The sequence below is a fragment of the Streptomyces sp. NPDC030862 genome, from assembly GCF_055571835.1.
Map to the genome: position 1 here is coordinate 153994 of NZ_JBVIEN010000013.1, position 15894 is coordinate 169887.

Consider the following 15894-nt stretch of genomic DNA (forward strand, 5'->3'; position numbering starts at 1 on the left):
TCCCCGGCCTTTTCGCCGCCGTGCGTCGAAGCGCTTCGATGCAGGCTGCCGAACAGCCCCTGGACAGCTCTCCGTAGCCGCCCTAAGGTCGGAGCCCAACGAGTCGAAGCGCTTCACCTCCGGGAGAGCCGCATGGTCACCCTCGCCGACGTCGCTCAGCACGCCGGAGTCTCCGCCTCCACCGTGAGCTACGTCCTCAGCGGCAAGCGGTCCATCTCCGCCTCCACCCGCGCCCGCGTCGAGCGCAGCATCGCCCAACTCGGCTACCACCCCAACGCCGGCGCCCGCGCGCTCGCCAGCAGCCGGTCCAACATCATCGCGCTGATGATCCCGCTCCGCACCGACATGTACGTCCCGGTCATGATGGAGATCGCCATCGCCGTCGCCACCACCGCCCGGGCCCACGGTTACGACGTCCTGCTCCTCACCGGCGAGGAAGGCCCCGCCGCCGTCCGCCGCATCGAGGGCAGCGCCCTCGCCGACGCGATGATCCTCATGGACGTGGAGCTCGACGACGACCGGCTGCCGCTGCTGCGCGAGGCCGCACGCCCCGGCGTCCTCATCGGCCTGCCCGCCGACACCACCGGACTGAGCTGCGTCGACCTCGACTTCGAGGCCGCCGGCGCCCTGTGCGCGGACCACCTCGCCTCCCTCGGCCACCGCGAGATCGCCGTCATCGGCGAGGCCCCGGCCGTGTACGAGCGCCACACCGGCTTCGCCGAACGCACCCTCACCGGGCTGCGCCGCCGCAGCGACGCGCTCGGCCTGCGCCTCCTGCACCGCCCCTGCGAGGGCAGTTACGCCGCCGTCGCCGCCACCCTCGCCCGCGTCCACGACGAACGGCCCGGCACCACCGCCTTCGTCGTCCAGAACGAGGCCGCCACCGACCCGCTCCTCGCCCTGCTGCGCCAGCAGGGCCGCGCCGTGCCCGAGGACGTCTCCGTGATGGCGATCTGCCCCGACCAGGTCGCCGCCCACGCCTCCGTACCGCTCACCTCCGTCGCCGTACCGGCGCAGGACATGGGCCGGTACGCCGTCGAGCAGGTCGTCGCCAAACTGGAGGGCCGCGGCACGGACGAGGTCGTGCTGCTCGCCCCCGAGCTGACCGTCCGCGCGAGCACGGGCCGGGCTAGCGCACGCTGAACGACACGACGCGCTCCTCGCCGGCCGTCAGCGCCAGCCGCGCCGGTGAGCCGTCGGGCGTCCGCAGCTCGACCCGCACCGTGCGCGACGGCAGCACCGTGGCCGTGGCCACGCCGTCGTCCCAGACGAGGTCCACCTCGGCGCCGAAGCGGGTCCGCACCCCGCGCAGCGCGCCCCGCGGGTACGCCGCCGGGAGCGCGGGCAGCAGCACGAGCCGGCCGGGCGTGGACTGGACGAGCAGCTCGATCAGCAGGGCGGGCAGGGCGTGCGCGGCGTCGGCGTTGTACACCTCGCGCCCCGGGTAGTGCGCGCTCATCAGCGAGGCGTGGAAGAAGTCGCCGTGCAGGACCCGGCCGAGCGCGCCCGCCGCCCGCTCGCCGTCCCCCAGCCGCGCCGCGACCAGGCCGTGGTGGAGGTGCCCGTGTGCGGAGCCGTTCTCCGCGCCGCGCAGCTCCAGCGCGCGGCCGGCGGCGCGGGCGAGCTCGGGCGTGTCGTACGGGTTGATCGCGCCGAGCGGCCAGACGGGGTACAGGTGGCTCAGGTGGCGGTGGTCGTAGCGGTCCTCCAGCCCGGGCCAGGCCCATTCGGCCAGAGCACCGTCCGCGTTGACCCGGTAGTCCGGCAGCCGGTCCGCGAGCGCGCGCAGCCGTACCGCCTCGGCTTCGGCGGGGGAGTGGGCCGCGGCCGTGGTCAGGGCGTGGCGGGCCGCCGCGAGGTCCATCGTCGCGTTGAGCGCGCCCCAACCGCCGCCCACGGGCCGGTTCTCGGGGGAGTACGACGGCACGATCACGAGCCGCCCGTCCGGCCCGGTGCGCGTCAGGAAGTCCTCGTAGAACAGGGCGACTTCGGCCAGCGCCGGGGCGAGGCGCGGGTCCGGTGCGCCGCTCTCCGTCTCCGCGTGCTCGACGAGCGGGTGCAGCAGCCAGTCGGCGCCCGCCGTCCACAGGTGCAGCGGGTAGGACCGCTGGAAGTGGTACGCGTGCCCCGACACGCCGTCCGTATGGGCCGGGGCGACCACCCCCCGCGCCCCGAAGATCGCGCGCGCGTTGTCCCGCCAGTCCGCCCACTGCCCGTACACCAGCGCCGCAAGTGCCTCGCTCACCTCCGGCAGGGCGGCGGCAGCGGCGGACGCCGTCTGGAGGCCCAGGTTGGCGTCCGTGGTGAACGCCCCGGACCAGGCGGTGTTCCAGTCACCGGTCCACAGGCCCGTCAGACGCGGCGGCAGCATCCCGCTCGCCGACAGCAGGTGGTAACGGCCCGCCGCGAACAGCCGCTCCACCAGCGCGGGACTGCCGGGCAGGGCCAGGAGCTCGCCGCCGGGCAGGGCGCGGTCGGCGGCGCCGCCGCCGAGGTCGAGCGTGACGCGCTCGTACGCGGCCCGGTGCAGCACCTCGTGGCGGGCCAGCAGCCACGCGTACGCCTCCGCAGGCGAGGCGCCCTGGGGGACGAGCGCGCGCAGGGACGCCGCCTCGTCCTCGACCGGAGTCTCGCCGCGGTGGCGGCGCACCCGTGTGAGCAGCAGCAGCGCCCCGGCGTCCGACACCCGCAGCCCGTCCCGGCCGATCGCGGTGCGCCCGCCCGCCGCGAGCGCCAGGGTCACGCCCGTGAAGGCCGCCTCGCCGTCCGCCTCGCCGTCCGCCCCCGGGTAGCGGGCCCGCAGCGTCAGCAGCGCGCCGCGCGGGTGCAGCGCGGTGCCCCGGCCGATGGCGAGGCCCTCCGGAGCGCCGGGGAGCCGGGGGTCGAGGGCGACGGCGGCGGTGAGCGGCGCCCCGGTCACGTACTGCACGATCACGTCGTCGGCGCGCGAGACGAAGACCCGGCTCGCGCGGCCCGCGCGCACGGAGGCGGCCACACCGGTGGCGAAGTCCACCTCCCGCCGGAAGCCCCCGGGCCCGGCCGCCGGGTCCTCGCGCCGGACGCGTACCTGGAGCCCCGGGTGGAACGCCCCCACCCAGCGCAGCGCACGCCCGTCGGTGAAGCGCTCCGCCGCGTCCGGCTCGCCGCTCAGCAACCGGTCCTGGAGGCCCGGCAGCCGGTGCGCCAGCCGGGGCGGCAGCGTGTCGGCCGGGGGCACCGGCCGCACCAGGGTGTGGTGCGTGACGACGACCCGCTCGTCGTCGGGGTCGCCGAACACCAGCACCCCGTGGCGGCCGTTGCCGCTCAGGAAGGCGTCCTCCCAGCGGTGCGCGGGCGCGGGCTCCCACGTACCGTGCACCGGCCCGCCGCCCCTCTCGCGCCCGCCGCCCCTCTCGCGCCCGTCGCCCGTCACGCGCCCGCCGCCCGCAGCACCGCCACGCCGTAACGCTCCAGACCGAGCGAGCCGCTCACCGCCGCGCCCGTCAGCACCTCGCGGAACGCCCCCGGCACGGTCACCGTCACCGGCTCGCGCCCGTGGTTGAGCACGAAGAGCAGCTCTCCGCGCCGTACGGCCTCCACGCCCGCCGGCAGCCCCTCCAGCACGGGCCGTACGCCCGCCCCGGCGGCCACGGCCGCGAGGAGGTCGCGCAGCGCCGGGGGAGCGGGCAGCGTGGAGACGTACCAGGCGGTGCCGCGGCGCAGCACCGCCGGGAGGCCGTCGAGCTCGCCGCCCCGGTAGGCGCTGACCACCTCACCGCCGTCCGCCGTCAGCTCCTCGGACCACAGCGTGCCGTCGAAGCCGTCGCACGCCACGGTCTCGCCCCGGTCCAGCGGCCACCACTCGTGCACCGTCCCGATGCCGAAGAGCGCCCGCAACCGCGCGTCCATGCCCCCTTCCCGTACGCGGTCGTCCTCGTCCGCGACCCCGGTGAGGAAGCCGGAGACGAGGGTGCCGCCGTCGCGCGCGTACGCCACCAAATTGTCGACCGCCGCGTCCGTCAGCAGGTACAGGTGCGGGACGACGACCACGGGGAAACCGGTGAGGCCGTGCTCGGGGTGGGCGAAGGAGACCGGCAGGTGCGCCTCCCACAGGGCCCGGTGCCAGGCGCGGACGACCTCGGCGTAGTCGACCTCCGACGAGGGGCGGCCGCCCTGCTGCCCCGCCCACCAGGAGTTCCAGTCGTGCAGGACCGCGACGCCCGGTTCCGTGGGGCTCCCCGTCACCTCGCCCAGCCGGGACAGTTCGGCCCCGATCCGCCGCACCTCCTGGAAGGCGCGGCCCCGCTCACCGGCGTGGGACACCATCCCGGAGTGGAACTTCTCGGCGCCCTGACGGGACTGGCGCCACTGGAAGTAGCAGACCGCGTCGGCGCCGTGGGCGACGGACTGCAGCGACAGCAGCCGGTTCAGGCCGCGTGGCTTGGGCTGGTTGACGGCCCGCCAGTTGACCGGCCCGGCCGCCTGCTCCATCACCATCCAGGGCCCGCCGCCCGCCTGCGAACGGGTCAGGTCGCCGATCATGGCGTTGTACTGCCCGCCGTACGGGTCCTTCGGGTCGGGGTAGACGTCCACCGACACCGCGTCCTCCCGCCCGGCCCACGTCCAGCCGTCCAGCCCGGACCAGAAGGGCATGAAGTTGGTGGTCACCGGGATGTGCGGCGTGTGGCGGGCGACGATGTCCCGCTCGGCGGTGAAACACTCCAGCAGCGCGTCGGACGTGAACCGCTTGAAGTCCAGCTCCTGGGCGGGATTGCGCAGGTACGGGGCGCGGCGCGGCGGGATGATCTCCTCCCAGGAGTCGTAGCGCTGGCTCCAGAAGGCGGTGCCCCACGCCTCGTTGAGCGCGTCGAGGGTGCCGTGGCGGGCGCGCAGCCAGCGGCGGAAGTGGCGGGCCGTCCCGTCGCACCAGCAGTGCGTGCCGTACTCGTTGTTGACGTGCCACATCGTCAGCGCCGGGTGCGTGCCGTACCGCCGGGCGAGGTCCTCGGTGATCGCGGCGGCGTACCGGCGGTAGACCGGCGAGCTGGGGCAGAACTGCTGGCGCGAGCCCCACCACACCGTGCGGCCGTCCTCGTCGCGCGGCAGCGTCTCCGGGTGGCGCGCCCCCATCCAGGGCGGCGGCGACGCGGTCGGCGTGGCGAGCACCACCCCGACGGAGTGCGCGTGCATCAGGTCCATCACCCGGTCCAGCCAGCCGAAGTGCCGCGCCCCCGGGCGGGGTTCGAGCCGGGCCCAGGAGAAGACGCCGACCGTCACGGAGTTCACCCCGGCGGCCCGCATCAGGCGGACGTCGTCGGCCCAGGTCTCCTCGGGCCACTGCTCGGGGTTGTAATCGCCGCCGAAGAGCAGCCGGCCACGGGTGGCGTCGTCGAGACGGGGCATCGGACACGGTCTCCCTCCGGGTGCGCACGCGGCTCAGCCCTTGACGGCGCCGGTGAGCATCCCCTTCTTGAAGTGCTTCTGGACGAACGGCGAGACGACCGCGACCGGCACCAGCGCCAGCACCATGACCGCCATCTGCACGGAGAGCGGGGAGAGCTGGTTCGTCCTGATCAGCTGCCCGAGCCCGGTCGGCGGCTCCTGCTTCTGCACGATCTGGATCATGACGTTCTGCAGCGGCATCATGTCCTGGTCGGTCAGGTAGAGGGAGGCGTTGAACCAGGCGCTCCAGTAGCCGACCGCGTAGAACAGCGCGATCACCGCCAGCACGGCGCGGGACAGCGGCAGGACGATCCGCCACAGGATCCGGAAGTCCCCCGCCCCGTCGATACGGGCGCTGTCGACCAGCTCCTGCGAGATGCCCATGAAGAACGCCCGCAGGACCAGGACGTTGAAGACGCTCACCGCACTCGGCAGGATCAGCGCCAGATAGGTGTCGGTCAGCCCCAGCGCCTGCACCAGCAGGTAGGTCGGGATCAGGCCCGCGCCGAAGAACATCGTCGCGAGCAGCGTCATCAGCGCCCAGCGGTGCCCCAGTGACCCGGGACGCGACAGGCCGTACGCGCACAGCACCGACACCGTCATGCTGAACAGCGTGCCGACCGCCGTGACCCCGAGGCTGACCAGCGCCGCCCGCTGCACCTGACCGCCGCCGAGCAGCTCCTCGTACGCCACGAAGGTGACGTCCCTCGGGACGACCACCAGGCCGCCCGCCCTGCTGATGGTCTCCGGCGTGGACAGGCTCGTGACGATCACGATCCACAGCGGGAAGAGGACCGCCAGGCACGCTCCCGCCAGGACGATTCCCTTGGCCGCCACACCGGCCCTGCCCGGCGGTTCCTCCCATACCGGGCGGGGCGGCGCGGCCCGCCGCCGGTTCCGCGCGCCCGCGTCGGAGCTCATTTCCGGTACACCCCCTGCTCGCCCATGAGGTGGGCCACCTTGTTCGCCGTGAGGACCAGCCCCACCCCGACGACGCCCTTGACGAGTCCGGCGGCCGCCGCATAACCGAAGTCCTGGTTGCGGATGCCGTTCCACCACACGTAGGTGTCGAGCACCTCGGCGGCGTCCGGCCCCACCGCGTCCCGCTGCAGCAGCAGCTGCTCGAAGCCGACGGTCAGCGCGTCGCCCACCCGCAGCACCAGCAGCAGCGCGATCACCGGGCGCAGCGCCGGGAGCGTGACGTGCCACAGGCGGCGCCGGCGGCCCGCGCCGTCCATCGCCGCCGCCTCGTACAGCTCGTCGCTGACGGAGGAGAGCGCGGCGAGGAAGACGATGACGCCCCAGCCGGCGTCCTTCCAGACGCCCTCCGCCGTCACCAGCAACGCGAAGGCGCCGGGGTCGGTCATCAGGTCGAAGCCCTCGACGCCGTGGAGCCGCAGGGTCTGCGCGATGATGCCGGCGCCGCCGAAGATCTGCTGGAAGACGGCGATGACCAGCACCCAGGAGAAGAAGTGCGGCAGGTACAGGATCGCCTGGGCGACGGCGCGGACGCGCGGCCGGACGACGCTGTTGATGAGCAGGGCCAGGGCGATCGGCACGGGGAAGAACAGCACCAGCTGGAGGAGGAACAGCACCAGCGTGTTCTCGACCGCCCGCCAGAACGCCGGGTCGGTGAAGATCCGCTCGAACTGGTCCAACCCGGTCCACGGACTCTCCAGGATGGCGACGAAGCCGTTCTCGCTGAGGTACGGGTCGTAGTCCTGGAACGCCACCACGTTGCCGAAGACCGGTACGTAGTGGAAGACCAGGACGAGCAGCAGCGCCGGGAGGGTCATCAGGACGAGCGTCCGGTCCCGCCGCCACCGCGACCGCAGGCCGCGCCTCCCGGGGGCACGCGTGCGGCCGCCGGCGGGCTTCCTCATGCCGCCGGGCCGGTCTCGTCGAGCAGCTTGCGGTACCAGTCGCGCAGCTCGTCGCCGCCCGCCCGCTTCCACTCCGACACCGCCTGCCGCACGTCGCCGATCTTCTTGCGGCCGCGTACGACGTCGTCCTCCAGCTGCTCGAAGTCGTCGGCCAGGTTGGCCCAGCGGTTCGGCTCGGTGACGGTCAGCCCGTAGAAGGCGGTCTTCTTGGTGAAGGCCCCCATCCGCTGCTGCCACTCCACCTGGAGCCGGGTGATGTCGGCGCGGTCCGGGTGGGCGAGGTAGGGGGCCGGGTCGCCCAGGTAGTCGAAGGCGCCCGTGACCTGGAGGTGGCCGGCGTCGGTCTTCACCGGGACCCCCTTGTGGATCGTGTAGTGCACGCCCTCGACGCCGTAGTCCGTGAGCATGCGCTCCTTCGTGCCGTACGGTGCCGCGCAGAAGTCGGCCACCGCCAGCACGTCCTCGACCACGGACTTCGGCGCCTTGGCGCTGACGAAGGCCCAGATGTTCGCCGGCTGGGTGGCGTAGAGCCGGGGCGCCGAGCCGTCGTGGCCGGGGATGTCGAAGGCACCCATCCGGAAGTCCGGGTTCTGCACCGCCTGTTCGGCGCTCTTGCTGTACCAGTGGGAGAGGTCCTGGTTGTACACGAGCACCTGGCCCGAGGTGAACCGGTTGCCCCCGTCGCCCTGGGCCGCCTTCGCGTCCGGGTGCACCACGCCCGCCGCGTACAGCGAGCGCGTCCACTCCAGCGCCTCCAGGTACTCCTCGGTCTCCACGCGGTTCACCAGAGAGATGCCCTGCCGGTCCCACCACAGGGCCCTGTCGCTGCCGGGGAGCACGCCGAACATGGTGAAGGCCGTCCACTTCAGGTCGTCGCACGCCCACACCTTCGCCCTCGCGCTGGTGGCCTCCTTCGCCCAGGCCAGGAACTCGGCGGCGTTCTTCGGCGGCCGGTAGCCCCGCTCCTCGAAGACGTCCCGCCGGTAGAAGGGCGCGATGTTGACGACGGACGAGGCGGGCATCGGGATGCCGCGCAGCGCGCCGCCGAAGATCGACCGCTGCCAGGCGTCCGTGGGCACGGCCGCCAGATTCGGGTACGCCTTCACCTTCTCGCCGGAGAGGTACGGGCCGAGGTCGGCGAACTTGGCGTTGACCGCGCTCGGGATCCTCCCGGTGAGGTTCCAGGCGGGCACGACCACCACGTCCGGGATGTCGCTGGAGGCCAGGACGGCGCCGAGCTTCTCGTCGTACGTGTTGCCGTCCTGGTTCTGCCACACCGTGCGGACGCCGATGGCCTCGTCCATCGCCCGGTAGTACGGGTTGCCGCTCTTCGGCGGGGAGCCCCACAGCGGCGCCATGATCCGTACGGTGCCACCCTTGCCCGCCTTCGCCGCCACCGAGGCCTTCAGCCCCTCCGTGGCGATGCCGGTGGTGAAACCGGCCGCGGAGCCGTTCTTCGACGGGATGTCCGGCGCCACGACGGTCCGCGCGGCGAAGGCCGGCAGGAGCTTCTCCGCGTCCTTGCCGGAGGTCGCGCCGTCCTTCTTCTCGTTCCGCCCGCCGCCGCAGGCGGTGAGCAGCGGCGCTCCGCCGGCCACCGCGACCGCGGCGACCGCCGTCGAGGCCAGGAAGGTTCTCCGACTCGGGGAGGCGGAGGGGGAGTTCGGCGTCATGGCGTCAACCCTTCAGGGCGCGTGAGCGGGGAGTTGAAGCGCTTCGATGTGGTGCGAGGTTAGGTGACCGCCAGGGCCACACACAAGAGTCGGTTCGATGATTGACGCCCCATGAACTCCCGTCGCTTCCTGGTCCCTTGACACCTGTCCGTGCATCGCATCAGCATCGAAGCGCTTCGAAGAACTCCTGGACCAGCTGGACAAGGGGAACCTGACGTGACCGTCGAGCCGGCCGCCGCGCCGACCCCCGAGCGAGCCGCCGCACCGCCCCCGCCCCCGCCCTTCCGCGACCCCCGGCTGCCGTTCGGCGAACGCGTCGACGACCTGCTCCGGCGCCTCACGCCCGGTGAACGGATCGCGGGGCTCCACCAGTTCGCGCCCGCCGTCGACCGCCTCGGCATCGCCGCCTTCCGCACCGGCCAGGAAGCCCTGCACGGCGTCGCCTGGATGGGCCCCGCCACCGTCTTCCCGCAGGCCGTCGGCCTCGGCGCCACCTGGAACGACGACCTCGTCCGCCGCGTCGGCGAGGCCGTCTCCACCGAGGCCCGCGCGCTGCGCGCCCGCGACGACCGCGTCGGCCTCAACGTCTGGGCGCCGACCGTCAACCTGCTGCGCCACCCCCTGTGGGGCCGCGGCGAGGAGGGCTACTCCGAGGACCCGGCCCTCACCTCCGCCCTCGCCACCGCCTACACCCGAGGCCTGCGCGGCGACCACCCCACGTACTGGCGCACCGCGCCCGTCCTCAAGCACTGGCTCGCGCACAACAACGAGACCGACCGCTCCACCACCTCCTCCTCCGTACGCCCCCGCGTGCTGCGCGAGTACGACCTGCGCGCCTTCCGCCCCGCCGTCGAGGCGGGCGCCGTGGCCGGGGTCATGCCCGCGTACAACCTGGTCAACGGCCGCCCCAACCACGTCTCGCCCTACCTCGCCGAGCACCTGCGCACCTGGACCGACCAGGAGCTCCTGGTCTGCTCCGACGCGGGCGCGCCCAGCAACCTGGTCGACTCCGAGCACTACTTCGACACCCACGAGGAGGCCCTCGCCGCCTCCCTGCGCGCCGGCGTGGACAGCTTCACCGACCACGGCACCGACAGCTCGCCCACCGTCGCCCGCCTGCGCCGCGCGCGGGAGGCGGGCCTGATCGACCAGGCCGCCGTCGACACCGCCGTACGCCGCCAGCTCCACGTCCGCTTCCGGCTCGGCGAGTTCGACCCGGAGCTCGACCCGTACGCGCACCACACCCCCGAGACCGCCCTCGACACCGCCGGGCACCGGGCGCTGGCCCAGGAGGCGGCCGAGCAGGCCGTGGTGCTGCTCACCAACGACGGCCTCCTGCCGCTCGACCCGGCCGCCGGTCAGCGCGTCGCGGTGGTGGGACCGCTCGCCGACGCGTGCAAGCTCGACTGGTACAGCGGCACCCTCATCCGCCGCTCCACGCCCCTGGACGGCCTGCGCGAGCGGTGCGGCGCCGAGCGCGTCAGCCACGCCGAGGGCGCCGACATCGTCCGGCTGCGCTGCGCCGCCGGGGCGCTGCGGGTGCCCGAGGCCCCGGCCGGCGCGGCGGCACCCGGCACCGCCGAGGGGGCGCTCGACCCGGCGCTGCTCTCCGGACGTACGGACCTGCCGCCGCTGACCGCCGACCCGCACGGCGACGGCACGGTCCTCGCCCTGACCGACTGGGGCGGCGGCGTCCTGACCCTGCGCGCCCCGGACGGCCGCCACCTCTCCGTCGCGGCCGACGGTTTCGTACGCGCGTCGGCCGAGGAACCCGGCGGCTGGATCGTCCAGGAGACGTTCCGGCTCGAACCACACGGCGACGGCCACCTCCTGAGGCACCTGGGGACGGGCGGGCACGTCTCCGTCGCCGCCGACGGCGTGAAGGTTGCCGCCGGGCCGGCACACGGGCCCGGACGGGCCGAGGTCTTCACGGTGGAGACCGTCGAGCGCGGCACGGACGCGGTGGCGCGCGCCGCCGCCGGCGCGGACGTCGTGATCGTCGTCGCGGGCAACGACCCCCACATCAACGGCCGCGAGACCGAGGACCGCACCACCCTCGCCCTCCCCGAGGCGCAGGACCGCCTCTGGCGCGCGGCGCACGCCGCCAACCCCCGTACCGTCCTCGTCCTCACCTCGTCCTACCCGTACGCCGTCGGCGACGCCGCCGCGCGCCTGCCCGCCCTGCTCTGGACGGCCCACGGCGGCCAGGCGGCCGGGAGGGCCCTCGCGCGGGTCCTCACCGGCGGGGTCTCACCGGCCGGACGGCTGCCGCAGACCTGGTACGCCGCCGACGCCGACCTGCCGGACCTGCTGGACTACGACGTCATCGGCAGCCGCCAGACGTACCTCTACTTCGACGGCCGCCCCCTCTTCCCCTTCGGCCACGGCCTGTCGTACGCCTCCTTCGCCTACGACGGCCTGACCGCCACCCGCGACGGCGACACGCTCCGCGTCGCGTTCACCGTCACCCACACCGGCGCCGTCCCCGCCGACGAGGTCGCCCAGCTGTACGTCCGGGCCGCCGCACCCTCGGTGCCCCGGCCGCTGCGCGAGCTCGCCGCCCACCGCCGCCTCCACCTCGCCCCCGGCGCGTCGCGGCGCCTGGAGTTCGTCCTGCCCCTCTCCGTCCTCGCCTTCTGGGACGTCGCCCACGGCCGCTGGACCGTCGAACCCGGCCCGTACGAACTCCTCGCCGGCGCCTCCAGCACCGACATCCGCCTCACCACCACGCTCACCCTCGACGGCCCCGCCCCCGCCCCGCGCCCCGTCCTCACCCGGCCCCTCGCCGCCGCCGACTACGACGAACAGCACGCCACCGTCCTCGCCGACCGCACCAAGGAGCGCGGCGACTGCGTCACCCCCGCCGACCCCGCCCACACGGGCCAACTGCTCCACCGCGCCTGCGACTTCGGCCCCGGCGGCGCCGCCTCGGCCGACCTCGAGGTCTCCGGCACCGGCACGGTCACCCTCGCCATCGGCGCCTTCCGCACCGCCCTCACCGTCACCACCAGCGGCGGCAGGTACGACTACACCACGCTCACGACACCCGTCGCGGCCCGCGGCGTTCAGGACGTCCGCACCGAACTCACCGGCTCCGTACGGCTGGCGTCCGTCCGCTTCACACCGTCCGGCCCCGCCACGTAGGCGCGGTAGCGCGTCAGCCGCCCCAGGTCCGGCAGCGGGTGCTCGCGCCAGGTGCGGGCGTACGACGGGGGTCTGGCCCCGCCCGAGACCAGGACCGCGACCGGGCGGTGGCGGGACAGGGCGGTGAGGCCCTCGGGGGTGATGCTGCCGTCGTGGCCGCCGGGCTGGCGCGAGGCGCAGCCGGTGCGGTAGGCGACGCGGATCGCGTCCTCGCCGCTGACCACGCACGGCGGGCGGACCCCCTGGGCGTGGAGCGCGGCGGCGATCCGCGTCAGGTCCCGGGTGTCACGGCGCACCCGGTCGGCGACGCCGTCGAGGACCCGGTACTGGACCGCCAGGTGGGCGAGGAGCGCCACCGCCAGGAGCGCGGCCACGGTGCGGCGCCGTCCCCGCTGCGGCCTCGGCCGGCACAGCCACAGCAGGCAGCGGGCCACGGGCAGTGCCAGCAGCGCGTACGCGGGCAGCAGGAAGCGCGGTGCCGCGTAGCCGACGGTGAAGAGGTACGGCAGGGCCAGCGCCACCCCGACCGCGCCCGCCACCGCCAGCTCGGTGCGGTGGAGCCGGGCCCGGGCCGCCGCCGCGACACCGCCCGCGACCAGCAGCGGCAGCGCGAAGAACCACAGGGCGGCGGCCGGGTGCCGCCACGGCACGTCGCACGGGCGGCACAGCGTCCGCCCGCCCAGCGCCCGCGCGTGGTCGTCCACGGTGAGGTACCAGCCGAGGCCGCCCTGGATCTCGCTCGCCCGCTCCAGCCGGGCCGTCAGCCCGCCGTACCGGGTGTACGCCTCCATGACCCATTCGGCCCAGCCCAGCGCGAGGCCCACCGCGAGCGCCACCAGCAGCAGCGGCCACCGCCACGCGCGTGTCACCACGGCCGCCGCCGCCAGCGCCAGCACCAGCCACACCGCGTCGGCCGGCCGCATCACCCCGGCGAACGCCACCGCGGTGACCATGCCCCCCACGGCCCACCGGTCACCCGGGTCGCGCGCCGCCCGCAGGAAGCAGCCCGTCGCGGCCAGCGCCCCGTACGCCACCCACAGGTTCGGCATCGCCTGCCCGGCGTAGAACAGGGTGATCCACAGGCTCGCGAACAGCGCCCCCGCCAGGGCGAGGACGGGGGCGGGCAGCAGCCGCCGCCACACCCACAGCGCGACGAACAGCCCGATCCCGGCCAGCACGGCCAGGTACAGGCGCAGCGCCGCGACCGACCCGGTCACCGCGGTGACCGGTGCGACGAGGTAGCTGACACCCCGGGCGCGGGGCGCGCTGAAGAACGCCGCGGGGGCGTGCGGGCTGACCTGGCTGACGTACACCGTCTCGTCCCACCCGAGCCCGAGGCCCCGGGCGACCAGGACGAGGTGCGCGAGCGTGAACGCGGCGGCCACGCCCGCCAGCGACGGCAGCGCGGGGCCGCCCGCCCCGGGCCGCGGGTTCCGGCTCTCCTCCAGCGCCACATGCGGCACAGGGCCGCGCACGCCGACGACGACTGATTCCTGCATGGCCCGGCCTCGCTCGGGGGTGTGCGGGGGACGCGGGGGACCGTCTCCCCGGCCTGTCCCCTCCACGCTCGGGCGGGAGCGGCCGCGCCACCACGCCGGAACGGCAGTCGGCCCAATGGACCCTCACGAACGGGTGAGACGGTGGTTTCCGGCGGCGACCGGCCGCCTCCGGCGCGCATGCGCGCGGATGCTGAGCGGTGAAAGCCACGGTAGGCACGGATGGCACGGAGGCCGCCATGCAGCACACACCCGCGTCCACACCCACATCCGGCACCGCATCCGGCGCGACACCCGTACCCGTACCCGTGTCCACGCCCGCGTCCCGGCCCCCCTCGCGCCTCACGGCGAACCGGGCCCGCCTCGGCCACAAGGTGCGCTACGCGCTGCGCAACCCCGCGCGCGTGGTGCCGTACCTGCGCCGCGCCGGGCGGGACACCCTGCTGCGGCTGCGGCACGGCGGCGACCACATCGCCTACTACCGGGCGGTGATGGCGTCCGACACCGCCCGCAGCCCGGAGGCGGCGGTCGGCGGTGTCGCGTCACGCGAGCGCTGGCTGGCCCTCGGGCAGATGCAGTTCGACTACCTGATGTCCCACGGGCTGCGGCCGGACGACCGGCTGCTGGAGATCGGCTGCGGCAACCTGCGCGCCGGATGGCGGTTCATCCAGCACCTGAACCCGGGCCACTACTACGGCGTCGACATCTCGCCCGACATCCTCATCGAGGCGAAGAAGACCCTCGTCCAGTACGGGCTGCAGGACAAGCTGCCCTACCTCACCCCGGTGAACGACCTCCGCCTCGACTTCCTCCCCGACGGTGCCTTCACGGTGGTGCACGCGCACAGCGTCTTCTCCCACTCCCCGCTGCACGTCATCGACGAGTGCCTCGCCCACGTCGGCCGGATCCTGGCGCCCGGCGGGTTCTTCGACTTCACCTACGACCGCACCGAGACCACCGAGCACCAGGTCCTCGGCGAGGACTTCTACTACCGCACGGAGACCCTGACGCGGCTGGCCGCGAAGCACGGCCTCGCCGCCCGCTTCATGGACGACTGGGAGGCCCTGCCCCACGGCCAGTCGAAGCTCCGCGTCACGCACGCCGCCGCACCGGCGTGATCAGCGCGCCGAGAAGACGTGCACCGTCGTCGAGCGGTACGTCTCGCCCGGCCGCAGCACCGTCGAGGGGAACTCCGGCCGGTTCGGCGAGTCGGGGAAGTGCTGGGTCTCCAGGCACAGCCCGTCGCTCTGCCGGTAGACGCGCCCGGACGGGCCGGCGAGGGAGCCGTCCAGGAAGTTCCCGGAGTAGAACTGCACGCCCGGCTCGGTCGTCGCGATCCGCATCGCCCGCCCCGAGACCAGGTCGCGCAGCGTCGCGACGGCCTCGGGCCGGGCGGTCACGCCCTTGTCGAGGACCCAGTTGTGGTCGTACCCCTTGGCCGTCACCAGCTGCTCGTGCGCCGTGCGGATGTCCTCGCCGACGGGCTTGGCGCGGCGGAAGTCGAACGGCGTGCCGGCCACCTGCGCGCGCTCGCCGGTCGGGATGAGCGTCGCGTCGGTCGGGAGGTAGCGGGAGGCGGCCAGCCGCAGCTCGTGCCCGAGGACGGAGCCGCTGCCCTCGCCCGCGAGGTTGAAGTAGGTGTGGTTGGTCAGGTTCACGACGGTCGGCCGGTCGGTGGTCGCCGCGTAGTCGATCCGCCAGTCACCCCGGGCCGTCAGGGTGTACGTGACGGTGGCGCGCAGCGTGCCCGGGAAGCCCATCTCGCCGTCCGCGCTCACGTACCGCAGCACCAGCCCGGTCCCGCCGGGGCCGGTGAAGGGTTCGACGTCCCACACCCGTCGGTCGAAGCCACGCTCCCCGCCGTGCAGGCTGTTGGGGCCGTCGTTGACGGACAGCCGGTACGCCGTGCCATCGAGGGTGAAGCGGCCGCCCGCGATGCGGTTGCCGTACCGGCCGATCAGCGCGCCGAAGAAGGTGGTCGAGGAGAGGTAGTCGTCGAGGCCGTCGAAGCCGAGGGAGACATTGGCGTACCGGCCGTGCCGGTCGGGTGTCTCCAGCGACTGGACGATGCCGCCGTACGACAGCACCCTCAGCCGCGTGCCGCCGTTCTCCACCGTCCAGCGGTACACCTTCGTCCCGTCGGGGAGGGTGCCGAACAGTTCCTTCACGGGTGTCCTGCTTTCCGACGACGCGTACGCGGGGGTCCCCGCCGCCGCCATGAGTCCCGCGGCGGCCGCGGCCGCCAGTACCGTACGTCTGCTCGTGTCCATCCGTGGC

The 15894-nt window shown here is 74.3% G+C and carries 10 protein-coding genes; 3 read left to right on the plus strand and 7 right to left on the minus strand.

Annotated features, from left to right (window positions below; genetic code table 11):
* Window positions 1-45 precede the first annotated feature (45 nt).
* On the plus strand, window positions 46-1143 hold the full coding sequence (locus ACZ42X_RS30235; RefSeq protein WP_468296734.1) for a LacI family DNA-binding transcriptional regulator: 1098 nt from the start codon (window positions 46-48) through the stop codon (window positions 1141-1143).
* Here the strand turns inward: ACZ42X_RS30235 and ACZ42X_RS30240 are convergent.
* The 5 genes from ACZ42X_RS30240 to ACZ42X_RS30260 are packed head-to-tail and all read right to left on the minus strand — an operon-like array spanning window position 1130 to window position 8977.
* Complete coding sequence (locus ACZ42X_RS30240) at window positions 1130-3358, minus strand: glycosyl hydrolase family 95 catalytic domain-containing protein (RefSeq protein ID WP_468296655.1); 2229 nt, start codon at window positions 3356-3358, stop codon at window positions 1130-1132. The genes ACZ42X_RS30235 and ACZ42X_RS30240 overlap by 14 nt on opposite strands.
* A 50-nt stretch (window positions 3359-3408) precedes the next feature.
* Window positions 3409-5382, minus strand: a complete 1974-nt coding sequence (locus ACZ42X_RS30245; RefSeq protein WP_468296658.1) for a beta-galactosidase — start codon at window positions 5380-5382, stop codon at window positions 3409-3411.
* A 33-nt stretch (window positions 5383-5415) separates the two neighbouring features.
* Window positions 5416-6342, minus strand: a complete 927-nt coding sequence (locus ACZ42X_RS30250) for a carbohydrate ABC transporter permease (RefSeq protein WP_468296660.1) — start codon at window positions 6340-6342, stop codon at window positions 5416-5418.
* Window positions 6339-7304, minus strand: a complete 966-nt coding sequence (locus tag ACZ42X_RS30255) for an ABC transporter permease (RefSeq protein ID WP_468296662.1) — start codon at window positions 7302-7304, stop codon at window positions 6339-6341. Before ACZ42X_RS30255 ends, ACZ42X_RS30250 begins: the two co-directional genes overlap by 4 nt.
* The gene (locus ACZ42X_RS30260) at window positions 7301-8977 is read right to left on the minus strand and encodes an extracellular solute-binding protein (protein WP_468296665.1); all 1677 of its coding nucleotides are present in this window, start codon (window positions 8975-8977) and stop codon (window positions 7301-7303) included. The genes ACZ42X_RS30255 and ACZ42X_RS30260 overlap by 4 nt, the downstream gene beginning before the upstream one ends.
* A 216-nt stretch (window positions 8978-9193) precedes the next feature.
* On the opposite strand from ACZ42X_RS30260, the gene ACZ42X_RS30265 reads away from it, so the two are divergent.
* Window positions 9194-12121, plus strand: a complete 2928-nt coding sequence (locus tag ACZ42X_RS30265) for a glycoside hydrolase family 3 C-terminal domain-containing protein (protein ID WP_468296668.1) — start codon at window positions 9194-9196, stop codon at window positions 12119-12121.
* On the opposite strand, the gene ACZ42X_RS30270 is transcribed toward ACZ42X_RS30265, so the two are convergent.
* Window positions 12043-13620, minus strand: coding sequence for a hypothetical protein (locus ACZ42X_RS30270; protein ID WP_468296670.1), 1578 nt, complete (start codon window positions 13618-13620; stop codon window positions 12043-12045). The genes ACZ42X_RS30265 and ACZ42X_RS30270 overlap by 79 nt on opposite strands.
* A 236-nt stretch (window positions 13621-13856) precedes the next feature.
* Here ACZ42X_RS30270 and ACZ42X_RS30275 point away from each other — a divergent pair, with 236 nt between their 5' ends.
* A complete protein-coding gene (locus tag ACZ42X_RS30275) occupies window positions 13857-14735 on the plus strand; it encodes a class I SAM-dependent methyltransferase (RefSeq protein WP_468296672.1) in 879 nt (292 codons plus the stop codon).
* On the opposite strand, the gene ACZ42X_RS30280 is transcribed toward ACZ42X_RS30275, so the two are convergent.
* Complete coding sequence (locus tag ACZ42X_RS30280) at window positions 14736-15887, minus strand: aldose epimerase family protein (RefSeq protein WP_468296675.1); 1152 nt, start codon at window positions 15885-15887, stop codon at window positions 14736-14738. It abuts the gene before it with no gap.
* Window positions 15888-15894: the final 7 nt, after the last annotated feature.

Bases quoted from the DNA above. Each gene is read 5' to 3' on its own strand.
- ACZ42X_RS30255 (WP_468296662.1), bottom strand. From the start codon at position 7,304: ATGAGGAAGCCCGCCGGCGGCCGCACGCGTGCCCCCGGGAGGCGCGGC.
- ACZ42X_RS30260 (WP_468296665.1), bottom strand. From the start codon at position 8,977: ATGACGCCGAACTCCCCCTCCGCCTCCCCGAGTCGGAGAACCTTCCTG.
- ACZ42X_RS30270 (WP_468296670.1), bottom strand. From the start codon at position 13,620: ATGCAGGAATCAGTCGTCGTCGGCGTGCGCGGCCCTGTGCCGCATGTG.
- ACZ42X_RS30250 (WP_468296660.1), bottom strand. From the start codon at position 6,342: ATGAGCTCCGACGCGGGCGCGCGGAACCGGCGGCGGGCCGCGCCGCCC.
- ACZ42X_RS30275 (WP_468296672.1), top strand. From the start codon at position 13,857: ATGCAGCACACACCCGCGTCCACACCCACATCCGGCACCGCATCCGGC.
- ACZ42X_RS30245 (WP_468296658.1), bottom strand. From the start codon at position 5,382: ATGCCCCGTCTCGACGACGCCACCCGTGGCCGGCTGCTCTTCGGCGGC.
- ACZ42X_RS30280 (WP_468296675.1), bottom strand. From the start codon at position 15,887: ATGGACACGAGCAGACGTACGGTACTGGCGGCCGCGGCCGCCGCGGGA.